The sequence below is a fragment of the Microbacterium meiriae genome, from assembly GCF_025143875.1.
Classification (GTDB): Bacteria; Actinomycetota; Actinomycetes; order Actinomycetales; family Microbacteriaceae; genus Microbacterium; species Microbacterium meiriae.
In genome coordinates this window covers 39,230-54,669 of sequence record NZ_JAMBDU010000012.1, presented here as the reverse complement: position 1 = coordinate 54,669, position 15,440 = coordinate 39,230, and the positions used below count along the sequence as shown (strand labels likewise).

The 15,440-nt window shown below is 68.8% G+C and carries 17 protein-coding genes and 3 tRNA genes; 10 read left to right on the top strand and 10 right to left on the bottom strand.

What is annotated here, in order from left to right; all coding sequences use genetic code 11:
* Position 1: 1 nt before the first annotated feature.
* Together ftsH and hpt are read right to left on the bottom strand one after the other, a co-directional pair.
* Positions 2-2,002 (bottom strand): ATP-dependent zinc metalloprotease FtsH, encoded by a 2,001-nt coding sequence (gene ftsH, locus M4D53_RS09270; protein ID WP_187663214.1) that lies wholly within the window; start codon positions 2,000-2,002, stop codon positions 2-4.
* Between the two features lie 168 nt (positions 2,003-2,170).
* A complete protein-coding gene (gene hpt, locus M4D53_RS09265; RefSeq protein WP_187663213.1) occupies positions 2,171-2,722 on the bottom strand; it encodes a hypoxanthine phosphoribosyltransferase in 552 nt (183 codons plus the stop codon).
* A 121-nt stretch (positions 2,723-2,843) separates the two neighbouring features.
* On the opposite strand from hpt, the gene M4D53_RS09260 reads away from it, so the two are divergent.
* Positions 2,844-3,434: a DUF937 domain-containing protein gene (locus M4D53_RS09260; RefSeq protein ID WP_259953597.1), complete on the top strand. Its 591-nt coding sequence runs from the start codon at positions 2,844-2,846 to the stop codon at positions 3,432-3,434.
* Between the two features lie 26 nt (positions 3,435-3,460).
* Here the strand turns inward: M4D53_RS09260 and tilS are convergent, their stop codons facing one another.
* Positions 3,461-4,453 (bottom strand): tRNA lysidine(34) synthetase TilS, encoded by a 993-nt coding sequence (tilS, locus tag M4D53_RS09255; RefSeq protein WP_259953596.1) that lies wholly within the window; start codon positions 4,451-4,453, stop codon positions 3,461-3,463.
* Between the two features lie 101 nt (positions 4,454-4,554).
* On the opposite strand from tilS, the gene M4D53_RS09250 reads away from it, so the two are divergent.
* A complete protein-coding gene (locus M4D53_RS09250; protein WP_017204665.1) occupies positions 4,555-5,046 on the top strand; it encodes an inorganic diphosphatase in 492 nt (163 codons plus the stop codon).
* Between the two features lie 165 nt (positions 5,047-5,211).
* On the opposite strand, the gene M4D53_RS09245 is transcribed toward M4D53_RS09250, so the two are convergent.
* Positions 5,212-6,561, bottom strand: coding sequence for a M23 family metallopeptidase (locus M4D53_RS09245; RefSeq protein WP_259953595.1), 1,350 nt, complete (start codon positions 6,559-6,561; stop codon positions 5,212-5,214).
* Positions 6,562-6,772: 211 nt separating this feature from the next.
* Between M4D53_RS09245 and M4D53_RS09240 the strand changes: the two genes are divergently transcribed.
* From M4D53_RS09240 to M4D53_RS09220, 5 genes are all read left to right on the top strand, one after another.
* Positions 6,773-6,845, top strand: a tRNA-Glu gene (locus M4D53_RS09240).
* Positions 6,846-6,876: 31 nt separating this feature from the next.
* Positions 6,877-6,950, top strand: a tRNA-Asp gene (locus M4D53_RS09235).
* A 68-nt stretch (positions 6,951-7,018) separates the two neighbouring features.
* Positions 7,019-7,091, top strand: a tRNA-Phe gene (locus M4D53_RS09230).
* Positions 7,092-7,261: 170 nt separating this feature from the next.
* Positions 7,262-7,837, top strand: coding sequence for a type II toxin-antitoxin system RelB family anti-toxin (gene relB, locus M4D53_RS09225; protein WP_259953594.1), 576 nt, complete (start codon positions 7,262-7,264; stop codon positions 7,835-7,837).
* A complete protein-coding gene (locus M4D53_RS09220) occupies positions 7,837-8,421 on the top strand; it encodes a hypothetical protein (RefSeq protein WP_259953593.1) in 585 nt (194 codons plus the stop codon). Before relB ends, M4D53_RS09220 begins: the two co-directional genes overlap by 1 nt.
* A gap of 62 nt (positions 8,422-8,483) precedes the next feature.
* On the opposite strand, the gene M4D53_RS09215 is transcribed toward M4D53_RS09220, so the two are convergent.
* The 4 genes from M4D53_RS09215 to M4D53_RS09200 all read right to left on the bottom strand — a co-directional run bounded on the left by M4D53_RS09215 (position 8,484) and on the right by M4D53_RS09200 (position 11,556).
* The gene (locus tag M4D53_RS09215) at positions 8,484-8,981 is read right to left on the bottom strand and encodes an RNA polymerase sigma factor (RefSeq protein ID WP_259953591.1); all 498 of its coding nucleotides are present in this window, start codon (positions 8,979-8,981) and stop codon (positions 8,484-8,486) included.
* A 41-nt stretch (positions 8,982-9,022) separates the two neighbouring features.
* Complete coding sequence (locus tag M4D53_RS09210) at positions 9,023-9,604, bottom strand: hypothetical protein (protein WP_259953590.1); 582 nt, start codon at positions 9,602-9,604, stop codon at positions 9,023-9,025.
* A 117-nt stretch (positions 9,605-9,721) separates the two neighbouring features.
* Positions 9,722-10,777 (bottom strand): alpha/beta hydrolase, encoded by a 1,056-nt coding sequence (locus tag M4D53_RS09205; RefSeq protein WP_259953589.1) that lies wholly within the window; start codon positions 10,775-10,777, stop codon positions 9,722-9,724.
* A gap of 35 nt (positions 10,778-10,812) precedes the next feature.
* Positions 10,813-11,556: a phosphotransferase gene (locus M4D53_RS09200; RefSeq protein ID WP_259953588.1), complete on the bottom strand. Its 744-nt coding sequence runs from the start codon at positions 11,554-11,556 to the stop codon at positions 10,813-10,815.
* Between the two features lie 107 nt (positions 11,557-11,663).
* Between M4D53_RS09200 and M4D53_RS09195 the strand changes: the two genes are divergently transcribed.
* Complete coding sequence (locus M4D53_RS09195) at positions 11,664-12,101, top strand: hypothetical protein (protein ID WP_187663207.1); 438 nt, start codon at positions 11,664-11,666, stop codon at positions 12,099-12,101.
* Between the two features lie 3 nt (positions 12,102-12,104).
* Here the strand turns inward: M4D53_RS09195 and M4D53_RS09190 are convergent, their stop codons facing one another.
* Together M4D53_RS09190 and M4D53_RS09185 are read right to left on the bottom strand one after the other, a co-directional pair.
* Positions 12,105-12,950 (bottom strand): transposase, encoded by an 846-nt coding sequence (locus tag M4D53_RS09190; protein ID WP_259953587.1) that lies wholly within the window; start codon positions 12,948-12,950, stop codon positions 12,105-12,107.
* Between the two features lie 43 nt (positions 12,951-12,993).
* Positions 12,994-14,319 carry an FG-GAP-like repeat-containing protein gene (locus M4D53_RS09185; RefSeq protein ID WP_259953586.1) on the bottom strand — a complete coding sequence of 442 codons (1,326 nt, stop codon included), beginning with the start codon at positions 14,317-14,319 and terminating at the stop codon, positions 12,994-12,996.
* A 166-nt stretch (positions 14,320-14,485) separates the two neighbouring features.
* Here M4D53_RS09185 and M4D53_RS09180 point away from each other — a divergent pair, with 166 nt between their 5' ends.
* Entirely contained in the window at positions 14,486-14,791 is a 306-nt protein-coding gene (locus M4D53_RS09180) for a DUF7882 family protein (protein WP_187663204.1), read from the top strand.
* A gap of 36 nt (positions 14,792-14,827) precedes the next feature.
* Complete coding sequence (locus M4D53_RS09175) at positions 14,828-15,352, top strand: hypothetical protein (RefSeq protein WP_259953585.1); 525 nt, start codon at positions 14,828-14,830, stop codon at positions 15,350-15,352.
* The last annotated feature ends 88 nt before the right edge of the window (positions 15,353-15,440 follow it).

Here is a 15,440-nt window from a genome sequence, read left to right as displayed (position 1 = left end):
GTCACGCCGTCGCGGGACGAGGGCTGCCCGCTCCGGCGGAGCCCTGCTGCGGGCGCGGCGGGGTCGTCGGCGCCTCGACGGAGGCGGCGAGCGAGACGTCCTTCTTCGGGACCTCGATCGGCGGCCGCTCCGAGACCGGGCGGTCCTCACTCGACAGCCACAGCGGACGCTCCGGGAGCTTCTTCACCTCGGTGAAGATCTCGGCGATGCGGTTGTGGTCGAGGGTCTCCTCCTCGAGGAGGGCCAGAGCGAGACGGTCGAGGATGTCGCGGTTCTCGCTGAGCACCGCGTACGCCTCGTTGTGCGCCTGCTCGATGAGCGCCCGCACCTCGGCGTCGACGCGCTCCGCGACCTTCTCCGAGTACTCGCGGCCGCGGCCCATGTCGCGGGCGACGAACATGTCTCCGCCCTCGGTGCCGAGCTTGACGGGGCCGACCTGCGTCGTCATGCCGTACTCGATGACCATCTTGCGAGCGATCGAGGTCGCCTTCTCGATGTCGTTCGAGGCACCGGTGGTCGGGTCGTGGAAGACGATCTCCTCGGCGACGCGGCCGCCCATGGCGTAGGTGAGCTGATCCTGCAGCTCGTTCCGGGTCACGGAGTACTTGTCGTCCAGCGGCAGCACCATCGTGTAGCCGAGCGCCTTGCCGCGGGGCAGGATCGTGATCTTCGTCACGGGATCCGTGTAGTTCATCGCCGCCGCCGCGAGTGCGTGTCCGCCCTCGTGGTACGCCGTGATGAGCTTCTCCTTGTCCTTCATCACGCGCGTGCGGCGCTGCGGACCCGCGATCACACGGTCGATGGCCTCGTCGAGGGCGCGGTTGTCGATGAGCTGCGCGTTCGAGCGGGCCGTGAGCAGCGCGGCCTCGTTCAGCACGTTCGCCAGGTCGGCGCCGGTGAAGCCGGGGGTCTTGCGGGCGACGACCTCGAGGTCGACGTTCTTCGACAGCGGCTTGCCCTTGCTGTGCACCTCGAGGATCTTCTGGCGACCCTTGAGGTCGGGGGCGTCGACGCCGATCTGGCGGTCGAAACGTCCGGGGCGCAGGAGCGCGGGGTCGAGGATGTCGGGACGGTTGGTGGCCGCGATCACGATGACGTTCGCGTTCGGGTCGAAGCCGTCCATCTCGACGAGCATCTGGTTCAGCGTCTGCTCGCGCTCGTCGTTTCCGCCGCCCATGCCGGCGCCGCGGTGGCGACCGACGGCGTCGATCTCGTCGATGAAGATGATGGCCGGAGCGTTCTCCTTGGCCTGGCTGAAGAGGTCGCGCACGCGGGAGGCACCGACGCCGACGAACATCTCGACGAAGTCGGAACCGGAGATCGAGTAGAACGGGGCGCCGGCCTCACCGGCGACGGCGCGGGCGAGGAGGGTCTTTCCGGTTCCGGGAGGGCCGTACAGCAGCACGCCCTTCGGGATGCGGGCGCCGATGGCCTGGAACTTCGCCGGGTCCTGCAGGAACTCCTTGATCTCGTGGAGTTCCTCGATCGCCTCGTCTGCTCCGGCGACGTCCGCGAAGGTGACCGTCGGGGTCTCCTTGTTGACGAGCTTGGCCTTGGACTTGCCGAACTGCATGACCTTGCCGCCGCCGCCCTGCATGGACGACAGGAGCCACCAGAACAGCAGGCCGAGCAGCACGAGGGGAAGCAGCAGCGAGAGGAAGCCGTCGAACCAGGTCGCGCGCGGCACGGCGTCGTTGAAGCCGTCCTTCGGAGCGGCCGCGTCGATCGCGGAGACCACCTCGTCGGCGCGGGCCTCGACGTAGTAGAACTGGACGTTCTCGGAGCCCTCGAACGGCTTCGACAGCGTCATGTCCACGCGCTGATCGCCATCGGTGGTGACGACCTCGGTCACGGTCTTGCCGGAGAGCAGCTCGAGCCCCTCCTGCGTCGTGATCTGCTTCGGCGCGCCGAGGTTGGAGATCAGCAGGAATCCGCCGAAGAGCAGCACGCCGATCAGAGCGACGTAGATCAGCGGATTGCGGGTGAGCTTCTTCACATCCATGGTCGGATCAGCGTATCGCCTCCGTGCTAGGGGGCCGCTGTGCGTTCACCCACGGCGCAACGCTCCCGCCTCTGGGTCGCTGAGCTTGCCGAAACGTGGGTCGCTGAGCTTGCCGAAGCGTGGGTCGCTGAGCCTGTCGAAGCGTGGGTCGCTGAGCCTGTCGAAGCGTCAGCTGTACACGTGGGGCGCCAGCACCGCGACGTCGCGGAGGTTGCGGTAGCGCTCGGCGTAGTCGAGCCCGTAGCCGACGACGAATTCCACGGGGATGTCGAAGCCGACGTACTTGCAGTCGATCTCGACCTTCGCGGCCTCCGGTTTGCGCAGCAGCGCGAGCACCTCGATCGACTCCGCACCGCGGGACCCGAAGTTCTCCAGCAGCCAGCTCAGCGTGAGGCCGGAGTCGATGATGTCCTCGACGATGAGCACGTGCTTGCCGTGCAGGTCGGTGTCGAGGTCCTTCCGGATCTGCACGACACCGCTCGACTTCGTACTGGCGCCGTAGCTCGACACCGCCATCCAGTCCATCGGCGCGTGGAACGGCAGTGCGCGTGCGAAGTCGGCCATGACCATGACCGCGCCCTTCAGCACGCCGACGAGGAGGAGGTCCTTGCCCTCGTAGTCCTTCGCGACCTGCGCCGCGAGCTCTTCGAGCTTGGCGTTGATCTCCTCCTCGGTGACGAGGATCTGTGCAAGGTCGTCCTGGATCTCCGCGGCGCGCATGGATCGATTTTAGGCGACGCGGCGGTGTGCTCCGGTCGCAGGCGCGTACCCTCCCCTGCGCGACGACACCGCACTACTCTGACGGTGACGCGGGCGCACGCCCCGACGGAAGGAGATCCCCATGGCGACTCACGACATCCTCAGCCAGGTGCCCCTCGACGACATCGCGCAGAAGCTCGGAGTGTCGCGTGACGAGGCCAAGGTCGCGGTCGAGCAGGGGGGCGCCGTGCTCCTCGGCGGACTCGCGAAGAACGCGGAGAGCTCGGAAGGATCGGCGGCCATCGAGAAGGCCCTCGGCAAGCACCGCGGCGCGTCGAGCCCGGCGACGGTCGACGACATCGACCAGGAGGACGGCGAGAAGATCGTCTCCCACATCCTCGGCGGGAAGGAGAAGGAGGTCACGAAGGAGCTGACGGAGTCGAAGGCGACCCCGGGCATCGACTTCGGGAAGCTCCTCCCCATCCTCGCGCCGATCGTGATGGGTCTCATCGCCAACGCGACCAAGGACAAGACGGCGAAGGCGGATGCGGGCACGGAGGGCTCCGGCGGGATCGGCGACGTCATCGGCGGCATCCTCGGCGGCGGCGACTCGGGCTCCGGCGGCGGGTTGGGTGACGTGCTGGGTGGCCTCCTCGGCGGCGGCAAGAGCGGCTCCGGCGGCGGCATCGACCTCGGCGGGATCCTCGGCGGCCTCTTCGGCGGCAAGAAGTAGGACGTGACGCCGCCGCGGCCAGGGATTCAGCGGGTCGCGGCGGTGAACACGATTCGGCCGCCCTGGCGCACGGCGGCGCACCCCGGCAGGTCGATCGGCCCTTGACCCGACCAGTCGGTCACGAGTCGGGCGACCTCGATCGTCTGCGCACGGCTCAGGCTCGCCCCGAACTCGCTGTCGACCACGAGACGGATGATGCGGTTGCGCAACGCGGCGGGGTTGGCGGCGAGCGCGGCGACGCTCACGGAGATCCCGGCCTCGGCATGCTCGACGATGTCCTCGATCGTCTCGTGGATCATCTCGTCGAACGCCTCCGCGTCCTCCCGGAGCTGCTCGGCGGTGCGAGCCAGCGCCTCGGCGATGCCCGGGCCGAGCTGCGTCTCCAGCACCGGCAGCACGTGGTGACGCACCCGCACCCGCGTATAGCGGTCGTCGGTGTTGTGGGGGTCTTCCCACGGCTGCAGCTCCGTCGCGGCACAGAAGGCGCGGGTGGTCTCGCGTCGCACCCCGAGCAGAGGACGCAGCCAGCGGAGGCCGTCGTCGTCCTCCCGATCCGGTGCCATGCCCTGCAGGCTCGTCGCCCCGGAGCCGCGGGCGAGCCCGAGGAGGACGGTCTCCGCCTGATCGTCGAGGGTGTGGCCGAGCAGGACCGCCCTGGCGCCGATGTCACCCGCCGCGTCCCGGAGCACGCGGTACCGCGCGTCCCGCGCGGCCGCCTCCGGACCGCCGTCGCCGTCGACCTCGACACGGACGACGAGCGCCTCGAGCCCGAGTCGTCCGGCGATGCGTCCCGTCTCGGCGGCGACCTCGGCAGACCCTTCCTGCAGACCGTGGTCGACTGTCACCGTGGTCGCACGCACCCCCCGCTTCGCAGCCTCGAACGCGGTGGCCGCCGCCAGTGCGAGCGAGTCGGCACCGCCGGACAGCGCGACGACGACGGTCGAGCCCTCGGGCAGATCGGCGAGCGCGGTGCGCACGGCGAGGCGGATCTCGGCGACGGCAGGAGCGAGGGAGGGCATCCCTCCACGCTAGGGCACGGCCTCGGCCGTCACGGTCGGATCCGCGGCCCCCGAGTAGGCTGGTCGGCGGCATCCAACCGATCTTCCTGAGGAGCACACGCATGGGCGCACACGACGCCGTCATCGAGATCCCGCGCGGCAGCCGCGTGAAGTATGAGGTCGACCACGAGACCGGGCGAGTGCACCTCGACCGCGTGCTCTACACGACCTTCGGCTACCCGGCCGACTACGGCTACTTCGACAACACGCTCGGCGAGGACGGCGACCCGCTCGACGTGCTGGTGCTCCTCGACCACGCGATCTACCCGGGCGTCGTCGTCGAGGTCCGCCCCGTCGCCGTGCTCAAGATGAGCGACGAGGCCGGTGGCGACGACAAGCTCGTCGCCGTGCTCTCGAAGGACCCGCGCTGGGCCCACATCCAGGACATCGACGACATCGCCGAGTACACGAAGAAGGAGATCGCACACTTCTTCGAGCACTACAAGGACCTCGAGCCCAACAAGTGGGTCAAGGTCGACGAGTGGGGCAACGCCGCCGAGGCGCAGCGCATCCTCGACGAGGCCATCGTCCGCTTCGGCGAGCAGGGTCACTGACCCCAGATCGCCGACCTCACCTGGGTCCCTGACCTCATGGGTGACTGACCTTCACTGGGTCGCTGACCTTCACTGGTCGCTGACCTCATATGGGTCGCTGAGCCTGTCGAAGCGAAGACCCCCGGACGCCATGCATCCGGGGGTCTTCCGCTGTCCAGCCGTCCGTCAGACGGAGATGCCCTTGCCCGCCATGAAGTCGATGGGGTTCGTGTAGCGGCCGTTGATGTAGACCTCGAAGTGCAGGTGGCACCCGAAGGAACCGCCGGTGTTGCCCGCATACGCGATGACCTGGCCGGCGCGCACCCACTGGCCGTTCCGGACGGCGAAGCCGCCGGGCTTGATATGCGCGTATCCGGTGGCGATGCCGCCGCCGTGCTGGATCCGGACGTAGTTGCCGTACCCGCCGTTGTAGAAGGCCGCGTCCACCGTGCCCGAGTGCGCTGCGTAGATCGCCGCGCCGCAGCCGTTGGCGAGGTCGACGCCGTAGTGCCAGCTCGACGAGCAGCCGTTGGCGTTGCACTGCTGCGAGCGGGGGCCGTAGCCGGAGCTGCGGTAGCCGCCGTGCGGACGCACCCAGCCCCCACTCCCCGGCGTCCCGCCGCCGCCGCTGTTGCCGCCGGCGTTCGCGGCGGCCTCGGCGGCTTCGCGGCGCTTGCGCTCCTTCTCGCGCTCCTCGACACCCTTCTGGTAGCCGGCGACGGTGGTCGCGGTGGTGTCCTTCAGCGCGGCGAGCTGCGCCTGCATGGTGGCGAGGTTCGAGGACTGCTCGTCGAGCGCGGCCTGCGCGGCGTCGGCGGCCTGCTGCGCCGCGACCATCTTCTCTTCGGCGATCTTCTGCAGGCGGTCGCGCTCGTCACGGGCGACGACGGCCTGATCGCTGAGGGATTGTGCGGAGTTCCGCGCGGCGACCGCGTCGTTGTAGACGGTCTTGTTGTACTCGAGGAGCTTGTCCATGGAGCCGAGGCGGGCGAGGAGCTCGTCAGCGTTGGCGGCGGAATCCGCGAAGAACAGCTCCAGCGAGGTGTCGTCACCGCCGTTGCGGTAGAGCTGTGCGGCGACCTGGCCGGCCTTGCGGGCGGACTCGTCGGCGACGGCGGCCTGCGCGTCCGCCTTCTCCTGCAGGGAATCGGCCTCCGCGATCGCGGCGAAGTAGGCCTGCTGCGCGTTGTAGAACTCGGTCGAGGCGACCTCGGCCGCGGCCTGCGTCTCGGAGACCTTCTGCGTGAGCGACTGGATCAGCCCCTCGATGCGCTTCACCTCTGCGGCTTTGGAGGCCTCGTTCTGCTTGGCCTTCTGCACGTCGTCCCAGCTCGGATACGACGCGGCGTGCGCGGCCGTGACACCGGACGAGATGCCGAACGCGCTGAGGGCGACGACGCTGAGCGCGCCGAGTCCGAGAGCGCCGCGGCGGCTGATCCCGTCGCGGAAGAGGGTACGGCGCTCCGCCGGGGTGGGCGCACACCCGCAGTCCGCGGATGCCGCGAGTGCCGCATCCTGCGTGGTCTTGTCGTTCACACGGCCCCTTCCGCCGGTTTCACAGATGCCACAGTAACAACAACTTTCACACCAGCACCAGACTCGTGAAGCGGCGGAAACGGCATCCCCGACTCCTCCATGGTCCCGCTCGAACACGCCCGGGGGAAGCGGGTTCCGGGCTCGATTCGCGATTTGCCCGAATGATCCCTTATGCTTGAGCGTCGGCAAGGAAGTCCCCCGGGACTGACTCGGCCCCATCGTTTAGCGGCCTAGGACGCCGCCCTTTCACGGCGGTAGCACGGGTTCGAATCCCGTTGGGGTCACTCCATCCGATACAATTGAAAACACCAGTATGGCCCTGTAGCGCAGTTGGTTAGCGTGCCGCCCTGTCACGGCGGAGGTCGCGGGTTCAAGTCCCGTCAGGGTCGCTCCGTGCGACGAGCTCTTTCTTCGGAGAGGGCTCTTCGTCTAGGACGCGGCAGCATCATCGCCGCGCGGCTCTGTAGCTCAGTTGGTAGAGCGTTCGACTGAAAATCGAAAGGTCACCGGATCGATGCCGGTCGGAGCCACACGGCTGATCATTACAATCAGCCCAGAAACCCTCGCCTAGCTTCTACATGGCGGGGGTTTTGCTTTCCCCCGGAACGAACAGGGCGTGGCTTACCGGATCTGAGGCGTCGCATCCTAATCCCAGCCGACGTAGAATATGGCTCAGAGGACATTTTTACGGGGAGGCGACGTGACCAACGCATCAGTGCTCGTGCGCGCTGCGCGGAAGAGCAGCGGGCTCACGCAGAAGGATCTCGCCGAGCGAACCAACGTCGACCAAGGCCGAGTATCTCGAGTGGAAGGTGGCCGCGAGGCTGAGTTCAGCACAGTCGAACGCTTCCTCCGTGGCGCCGGCTATCGCCTGTACTCCGCACCAACGCGACGGGACGACGCGGCGACCATCGCGGCGGCGATCCGCGGATACCTGCGAGCGGGTGACAAGTACAGCGCGCTTCGCGAGTTCATCCAACTGAGCGACAACCTCAACGCCGAGCACGGCCTCGTACGCGGGGTCCTCGGTCTCGCGGAGCCCGAGCCGACCGGCGACCGCGTCTGGGACGCCGCCCTGGCAGCGCTCGTGGATTTTCGCCTCCGCGAGGAGGGGCTCCCCACTCCGGCGTGGGTCGACGCCCCGAACAGGCGGGTCCACGTGCCCCGTACCCTGGACGTCGATCCGGCGGATCCGATCCCGGCACCCGACGACGTGCCCGCGGAGTTCTTCGAGCGTGGTGTCCTTGTCTGGCGAGACACGCTGACGAGCGTCTGATGGCTGACGCCCTGAACCGCGACGACATCATCGCCGGCCTCCGCGACCTGGTCGGCGAGCTTCATGCCGCTGGCGAAGTCGCAGGCATCCGACTTGTCGGTGGCGCTGCGCTCGTTATCAGGTACTTCGACCGCCGTGCCACCGGAGACCTCGATTCCCTTCACATCAACCCTGGAAGTGACGAAGCCGTTCTCGCCGCGGCCTCGCGCGTCGGAGACCGACGAGGGTGGAGCGACGGCTGGTTCAACTTCGCTGTGGAGCACGCGGATTCCGTGCCGACGTTCGGGCGTCGAACTGTCGAGTGGGAGACGATCTACGACCGAGATGGCGTCATCATCCAGGTCGCCTCGAAGGGCGCGCTTCTCGCCATGAAGCTCCGCGCCAACCGACCAGGACGCGACGTGGACGACATTCGTCAGTTGCTCACCCTCTGCGGCATCACCACGTTGGAGGCGGCGGAGGCTCACTACGAGGACTTCTACCCGGGCGACGGTCTCAGCGATCGCGCTATCGGCATGGTCGAGCGGATCCTCGATGGCGGCCTGCCGACAGCCGTCCCCTCCCCCGGCCCCATCCATCTCTGACCCCTGAGGAGGATCGCCCCTGCGGTCCCCATCGCCGCACGTCGTGGGGTACGGCGCATCCTCTAGAGGTCGGACTCCACGGTGAGGTCGGCCCGAAGCCTTGCTCGCGCACGCGCGTATCTGCTGCGGACCGTCGCCGACTTCTTCCCGAGGATCGTCGCGGCTTCCCTCAGGGAGAAACCGTCCCAGTGGACGAGTTGGATGATCTCCCGGTCCCCCGCTGGAAGTGCTTGGAGCGCGTCCCACACGTCGTCGCGCACGGGACGAGTATCGCCGCTGACGAGCGCTTCGCCTCTGAGCCTGTCGCTGAGTTTCATCCGGCGAGATACGGCACGTCGGTGGTTGGCGAGCACGTTGCGGGCTATCCCGAACGCCCACATCCGCGCTTCGACGGGCGCTCGTGGCATCGCGTCGACCTTGCGCCACATCGTGAGCAGCACCTCACCGGTGAGATCGGCAGCGTCGTCAGTGAAGACGACCCTTCGTGCGAAGTACGCGAAGAGCGCTCGCTTGCTCTCCTCGATCAGACGCGGCAGGTCCAGCGTCTCGTCGCTGAGCATCGAGGCCAGAGCTTCGACGGACTCGTCGGGACGGCCCGACATCAGTGCCGCACCCAGGTGCACGTCGACGTTCCTGCTGTACCGACCCCGACGCCGTCGAGCAGCTCCGCCGGGATCTCCTCGATAACCGCGGTCACGATGCCGGTGGAAACAGTCGCCTGGTCCAGGTCCTCTCGGCTGAGTGTCGGATCCACGTCGGGGTCGCCCACGGAGAGGGGGTGCTCCTCGCCGAGGTCGTATCCCCGCTGGCCGACGCCCGTCCAGTCGTGGGATGCGATCCACTGTTTGGCCTCGGTGACGTTCGTGCCGTCCCAGGAGGTGACGGCGAGCGAGTACGTGCATTCGACGGCGTTGCCCTCGTCGGTGACGTACGTGATCGGGATGACGGCGTCCGGAGTGAAGTTCGGGGCAACGTAGACGGCGGCTGCTGTCGCGAGAATCCCCACGCCCAGGAGGGCGCCGACCACGACGGCGATGCGTACACCGCGGCGACGACGCGGCGGACGCGCATGCTGCTCTGCCGCGTTCCTCACGACTCGTTCCAACGTCGCGTCAAGGAGTCCCTGCGACTCCGCCCACTTGTCGTGCGGAGTGAGCAGCCGGTTGAGCTGTGTGTCGTCCATGGTTCCTCCGATGATCCGTTCACTACCACTCATGTCCGGTCCTGGCCGAAGTGTTGCATCGACGATGCAGAATCTGGGTTCGGAGAGAGGGGAGAACGGGACGGGTGGCCCGCAGACCTACGTCGGCACGGGTGAGTCCGTCGAGCCGTCCCCCCTCGCGTTCCCCGCGGCGACCGCGTGCGGCAGCGCGTGGGTCACGAGGCTCACGAGGAACTTCCCCGGCTCCTCGAACATGCACAGGTGTGCGGAGTTCTCGAACCAGACGACGTGCGTCGCGGGCGCCGTCACGGTCTCCAGCCAGCGGGCCACCGGTCCGGTGGGGGTCGTCCAGTCGTGTCGTCCGAGGAACTGGAGCATCGGCACCTCGAACGCCGTCTGATCGCGGGCGTCGAAGCCGAGCAGGGCGGGCAGCACCTCGGGCATGGTCGCCCGCTGCCCGACGCCGATGAGGCCCAGGTCGGCGTCCGTGTAATACGGGGACAGCTCCTGCGACTCGGTGAAGTACGCGAAGTCGGAGCGATACGCCGAGAGGCCGCCGTAGTACTGCGCCCATCTCCGGCAGGTCACGATGCGTTCGACGGTCAACGGCTCGTCACCGGGGTACTCCCCGAGTGCCCGCAGCTCGGAGACCGCCTGCTCGTTCCGATCCGCGACGGCACTCCGCATCGCGTGGCGGAAGCTCTCCTCCTCGTTCTCGGGACCGGAGATGACCTGGCCGACGCCGACGTACGCCCAGAGCAGGTCGGGACGCCGCCGGGCGAGGGTGAGACCGAGGACCGTCCCCCAGCTGTGCCCGAGGACTCCGACCTTCTGCACGCCGAGCTCCCTCTGAACCCACGCGATCAGCTCCGCGAGATCGTCGACGTACCGGTCGACGCTGAGGTCCATGCCTTCGGATACTGCGCTCGCGGACTTGCCGCTCGCGCGCTGGTCGTAGTTGACGACCGTGAAGTACTCCTCCACGCCTCGTTGCCAGACCCACGACGAAGGCAGCGACGGGAGGGCCGGACCGCCGTGACAGACGATGAGCACGGGGTTCCGTATGCTGCGGCCGCGGATCGAGACGAACTGGGAGACACCGCCGAGGTCGACGTACGCCGTCCTGTCGATCGACTCCGGGTTCGGGATCCGGCAGAGATCCGCGATCACTGCGCGGCCGAGGTCGTCACTCATATCGATCACCATAGGAGAATCACACCGGCGGAACGTCACCCGAGCGCGCGCTGCCACACATCCCGATGCGCGGTGACGTAGTCGAGCACCGCCTTCCAGTGCGCCCCGTGACCCGTGCGGTACATCGTCCCCCACGGCTCGCGTCCCGCCTCCGCGGACGAGCGCAGCAGATCGAGCATCGCCTGCGTGCGCTGGCGCATCATGTCCGGAAGCTCCGCGCGCAGCTCCTCGTCGGCACCGTATCCGTCGACGAAGGCCGCCAGGTCGTCGGCGGAGCGCTGCGGGTCGCGGGCCGGATCCGGAAGCGCGAACGTCTGCGCGGAGAAGGCGAGGTCCCAGGACCGAGTGCTCGGGGCGGCGCCGTCCCAGTCGATGAAGACCCAGCGGTCGCCGAGCATCAGGTTCCACGGCGCCAGGTCGTTGTGGCAGATGAGCTCCTGCGCCGGCGCTGACAGGGGAGGTTCCCAGACCGCATCGGTGGCGGGGACATGGCGCGCCGACACGTCATGGATCCGCCGGACCATCCCGCCCACGCGGCCGAGCTCGGCGGCGGAGAGCGGTGCGGAGTCCATCGCGAGCGTGCCGGGGACGAACTCGATGATCTGCCGCCCCTGCGCGTCTCTACCGCGCGGCTCGGGCGCATCCACTCCGCGGTCCCGCATCGCCTGCACATAGGCGATCACGTGCGGAGTCGCGGCCGTCCACGCCTTCCGGACGGTGTCCCCGACCCGCACGACGGGTCCGCTCGCGTTGCCGCCCTCGAGGACTTCCTCCCGCATCCTCCGAGGCTATCGGAGGCACCTCCGGGAGAGATCACTCCCGATGATGACGAGGGATACCTCCCCCGACGGACGCCGTTCGCCGCGCCCGTGAGCAGAGTGGAATCATGACACGACGCACCCTCCTCCCCGCTGCCGCCCTGCTCCTCGGTGGCACCCTGCTGCTCGGCGGATGCGCCGCCGTGGAGGGTCTCGTGCACAAGCAGTCGACCAGGACGTTCGATGACGTCGACGCCTTCCGCGCGGACGCGCCGGTCGATGCGGACTGGGTTCCGGAAGACGCGACCACGCTCACGCTCCGGACGTCGACGATCGAGGACGCCGACGACGCCGTCCTCCTGTTGGCGAGCACGGCCAAACTGCCGGAAGACTGCGTGGAGACGGAGCGCACCTCTGCCCCGACCTGGACTCTGGACGATGCCCCCTCCGCGTACGAGGCGAAGACCGTCTTCGTCTGCGGCGACTGGAGCGTCATCCCGTCCGACGACGGCTGGTTCGGATGGACGCCGAACTCCGACGAGGAGAAGACCGCCGCCCGAAGCTGACGCTCAGAGGCCGTCGAGGGCCTCGCGCGCCGCCTGCACGGCCTTGGCAGCGGTGTCCTTCTTCTCCACGGCCACGGTGCGCCTCTTCTCCGCGGCGGGACGGTCGCGGTCGACGCGGTCGGCCTCCTGACGCAGCTGCTCCAGCTGCGCTTCCAGCTCGGCGATTCCGTCGGCCAGCTCCTCGGCGCGGTCGTGCAGCGCCTGCACCGCCTCGTCCTCCTTCGCGAGGGCGCGCTCCGCCACCGCGAGGTCCTTCTCCGCAGCAGCCACCCGACGTTCCGCGTCCCGACGTTTCCGGCGCTCCTGCAGTTCGTCCGGGGGACGCGGGGGTTGCGGCTGCAGCGCGGGGAGCGTCCCGGCCACCGCGTCGCGGATGTCGTCCGCCGTGCCCGAAGGTTCCAACGTCCGCACGAGACGTCCGGACGCCACGGCGGCCGCCGCGTCCGGGTCGAAGAACGCCGCGGAGATCGTCTGCTCGACCGCATCCCGCGTCGCCGCCGTCACTCGTTCTCCGCGGGAGCCCGCGAGGTCCGCGGCGGTCTCGGCGAGCCGCCGGGTCAGCGCGCGCCGCTCCCGGCCGAGCTTCGCCAACGCCGCAGCGTCCAGATCCGCCTGCGCCTCGCGCAGCTCCGCCGCCAGCGCCAGGGCCTCCCCGAGCTGCGCGGCACGCTCCTGCGCGAAGACGTTGACGACCCAAGCAGCCACTGCCGGCTTGCGCAGCGCCTTCACCTCCGCGGCGAGCGCGCGATCGTCGAGGTCTTTCGCCCGCGCATTCCGGGCGGCCGTGAACTCCTCGGGCGGCCCGGCGTAGAGCGCCGCCGCGATGTCATCGAGGGTCGGAGCGGCCATGCGCCCACGATACGCGTCGGCGGGGGACGGTCACACGACGGGGCTATTCGATCGCGAGGTAGTCCGCCGCATCCGAGGCCATGAGGATCCTGGTACCGAACCCTCCGGCGCCGTTTCCCGGATAGAGATAGAGCTGTCCTGCGGCCGTGCGCGCGACGAGGTCCGCACGGCCGTCCCCGTTGTAGTCCGCGCCGCCGGTGACCTCGGTGATCTCCTGCCACCCAGTCCCGGCCTGACGCCAGGTACGCAGGCCCGACGCGCCGGTGTAGAGCCTCAGCACGCCATCACCGGCGACCCCGATGAGGTCACCCCGTCCGTCGCCGTCGAAGTCTCCGGCGACGAGGTAGTGGAAACCCTCCCAGCCGTTGCCCACGGTGACGTTCGGAGTGCGGAAGCCGCCCGCCCCGTTGCCGGGGAAGATCACGAGGGTCCCGGTCGGGGACACCCCGATGACGTCCTGCCGTCCATCCCCGGTGAAATCCGCACCGGATGTGACGTGACGCATTCCGTACCACCCGGCTCCCGGGGTGGTCGCTGCGCGGAAGCCGCCGGCACCGTTCCCGGCGTAGAACTCCAGGGCGCCGTCGGAGCGCGCCACGAGGATGTCCGCATGGCCGTCTCCGTTGAAGTCCGAGTGGGTGATGTGCCGTCGGGAGTTCCCCCACCCGCCTCCGAACAGCGTGGTCGGGCCGGCGAGGCCGCTGCGCCCGTTCCCCGCCCGCAGCCGGAGGTCCCCGTTGCCCGCGACGACGAGAAGATCGGCCTTTCCGTTACCGGTGAAGTCAGCGGTGTCGATCCCCGCCGAATCGCTGGCTCCGAGACCGGGGAGGAACAGCGGGATCGTCCCACCTCGCGTGACGTTCGACAGGCAGGTGAAACCCTGGTTGATCTGGGAGTAGACCTTGCCGTTCAACCACACCTCGAAGTGCAGGTGGTAGGCGGCGGAGTTGCCGGTGTTCCCGACGACGCCGATCTGCTGCCCGCGCAGGACCTTCGTCCCCGGTGCGTACCAGCCGGATGCCGCCATGTGGGCGTACCGGGTGACGTAGCCGCCCGGGTGCTGCACATCGACGTAGTTGCCGTATCCGCCGTTCGACGTGCGGCTCTTGATCACACCGTCGTACGCCGCCAGGATCGGTGTCCCGCCGTTCCGGGAGATGTCGATGCCGTCGTGCGCGCGATAGTTGCCGAGGCAGCCGTCTCCGACCTTCGATTGAATGTTGCCCGAGGCCGGATAGACCATGTAGCCGTCGGAAGCGGCGACCGCGGAGCCGGTCGTGGTGAGGGCCGGCACCAGGGATCCCAGCACGATCGCGAGCACGGCGACGATCCCGATGCGACCAAGACGCAAGCGGGACATGCGCTTCATCTCGAAGTTCTCTCTTGCTCGGCGGCCCCAGGGGACGTGGTGTCCTCCGCGGTCACCGTACCAAGGGCGGGCGTCCCGCGACGCGAACGCCACCCCCTTCACTCCCGTTCCGCTGCTCTCGCGCCCCGGACGGGGTGAGACCCCGGAGGGGTGTACCGTCAGCATCATGGGAAGACTCCGGTACGACGGGCACTCGGATCCGATCCTCATCGACGATGAGACGCTCGCGCATCTGAAGATCGTCATCGCCACGAAGCTGCGCCGACAGGAGAGCTTCATGATGACGTGGCGGCCTCTCGAGGGTGGCATCGACCGGCGGGCGAGCGTGTGGATCCACCCCGCCATCCCCCTGCAGTTCGGCTTCGACGACGCGGAGCCACCGGCGGTGGACCCGCACCGCATCCAGCAGATCGTGCAGGCCCTCAACGCCTCCGGCGATCTTCACCTGGACCACCTCACCGACCCGCGCTGACGCGCTCCGACGTCCGGTACGGAAGGGGCGCTGCCCGTGGACACCGCAGTGATCCCGGCTCTCTTCGTGATCATCCTCGGCCTCATCGTCGGAGCGGCGTTCCTGCGGGGGTGGGTACGGCGCAGCGCGTCGTCCGCGGGACAGCGTGCGGGCGATCGGTACACCGCCGCCCGCACGGAGGAGATCCTCGCCGATCTCGGCGCCACGCTGGTCGTCCGTGACTCCCCCACAGCCGCGGCCGAGATCGTGCGCACGGTCATCGCGGACCGCGGCACAAGCTTCTCTCTGCTCCCCGACGACGCACTGGGTATCCGCTTCGTGGAACCGGACGACACGGTCGCACGACTGGTTCCGGGTCCCGAGGGAACACTGTTGCGCGTCGAGACCTTCCGCGAGTACCTCGGCTTCCCGCAGACCGCGCCGCTGTGGCGGGAGCTGCGGGCCCTGGTGGCCGCGGAGGCCGCTACCCGTCAGATCAAGGTGGCCGACGGACCCGTCTCCGTGTTCGAGCGGGGCCCTGTGCTCGACGACCGCAACGCGCGCTGGTTCCGCCAGGCCTGATCAGCGTTCACCGGCCCCCGCAGATGGGGGTCACGATTCTCAGGCGACGCAATTAGGCTAGACGCGCGCCGCGCCCCGCAGGGACTCG

Excerpts from the sequence above, each read along its gene's own strand:
- M4D53_RS09215 (WP_259953591.1), bottom strand. The coding sequence starts at position 8,981 with ATGCTCAGCGACGAGACGCTGGACCTGCCGCGTCTGATCGAGGAGAGC.
- M4D53_RS09200 (WP_259953588.1), bottom strand. The coding sequence starts at position 11,556 with ATGCGGGAGGAAGTCCTCGAGGGCGGCAACGCGAGCGGACCCGTCGTG.
- tilS (WP_259953596.1), bottom strand. The coding sequence starts at position 4,453 with ATGCCCTCCCTCGCTCCTGCCGTCGCCGAGATCCGCCTCGCCGTGCGC.
- M4D53_RS09195 (WP_187663207.1), top strand. The coding sequence starts at position 11,664 with ATGACACGACGCACCCTCCTCCCCGCTGCCGCCCTGCTCCTCGGTGGC.
- M4D53_RS09220 (WP_259953593.1), top strand. The coding sequence starts at position 7,837 with ATGGCTGACGCCCTGAACCGCGACGACATCATCGCCGGCCTCCGCGAC.
- M4D53_RS09250 (WP_017204665.1), top strand. The coding sequence starts at position 4,555 with ATGGGCGCACACGACGCCGTCATCGAGATCCCGCGCGGCAGCCGCGTG.
- hpt (WP_187663213.1), bottom strand. The coding sequence starts at position 2,722 with ATGCGCGCCGCGGAGATCCAGGACGACCTTGCACAGATCCTCGTCACC.
- M4D53_RS09210 (WP_259953590.1), bottom strand. The coding sequence starts at position 9,604 with ATGGACGACACACAGCTCAACCGGCTGCTCACTCCGCACGACAAGTGG.
- M4D53_RS09205 (WP_259953589.1), bottom strand. The coding sequence starts at position 10,777 with ATGAGTGACGACCTCGGCCGCGCAGTGATCGCGGATCTCTGCCGGATC.
- M4D53_RS09185 (WP_259953586.1), bottom strand. The coding sequence starts at position 14,319 with ATGAAGCGCATGTCCCGCTTGCGTCTTGGTCGCATCGGGATCGTCGCC.
- M4D53_RS09180 (WP_187663204.1), top strand. The coding sequence starts at position 14,486 with ATGGGAAGACTCCGGTACGACGGGCACTCGGATCCGATCCTCATCGAC.
- ftsH (WP_187663214.1), bottom strand. The coding sequence starts at position 2,002 with ATGGATGTGAAGAAGCTCACCCGCAATCCGCTGATCTACGTCGCTCTG.
- M4D53_RS09260 (WP_259953597.1), top strand. The coding sequence starts at position 2,844 with ATGGCGACTCACGACATCCTCAGCCAGGTGCCCCTCGACGACATCGCG.
- M4D53_RS09190 (WP_259953587.1), bottom strand. The coding sequence starts at position 12,950 with ATGGCCGCTCCGACCCTCGATGACATCGCGGCGGCGCTCTACGCCGGG.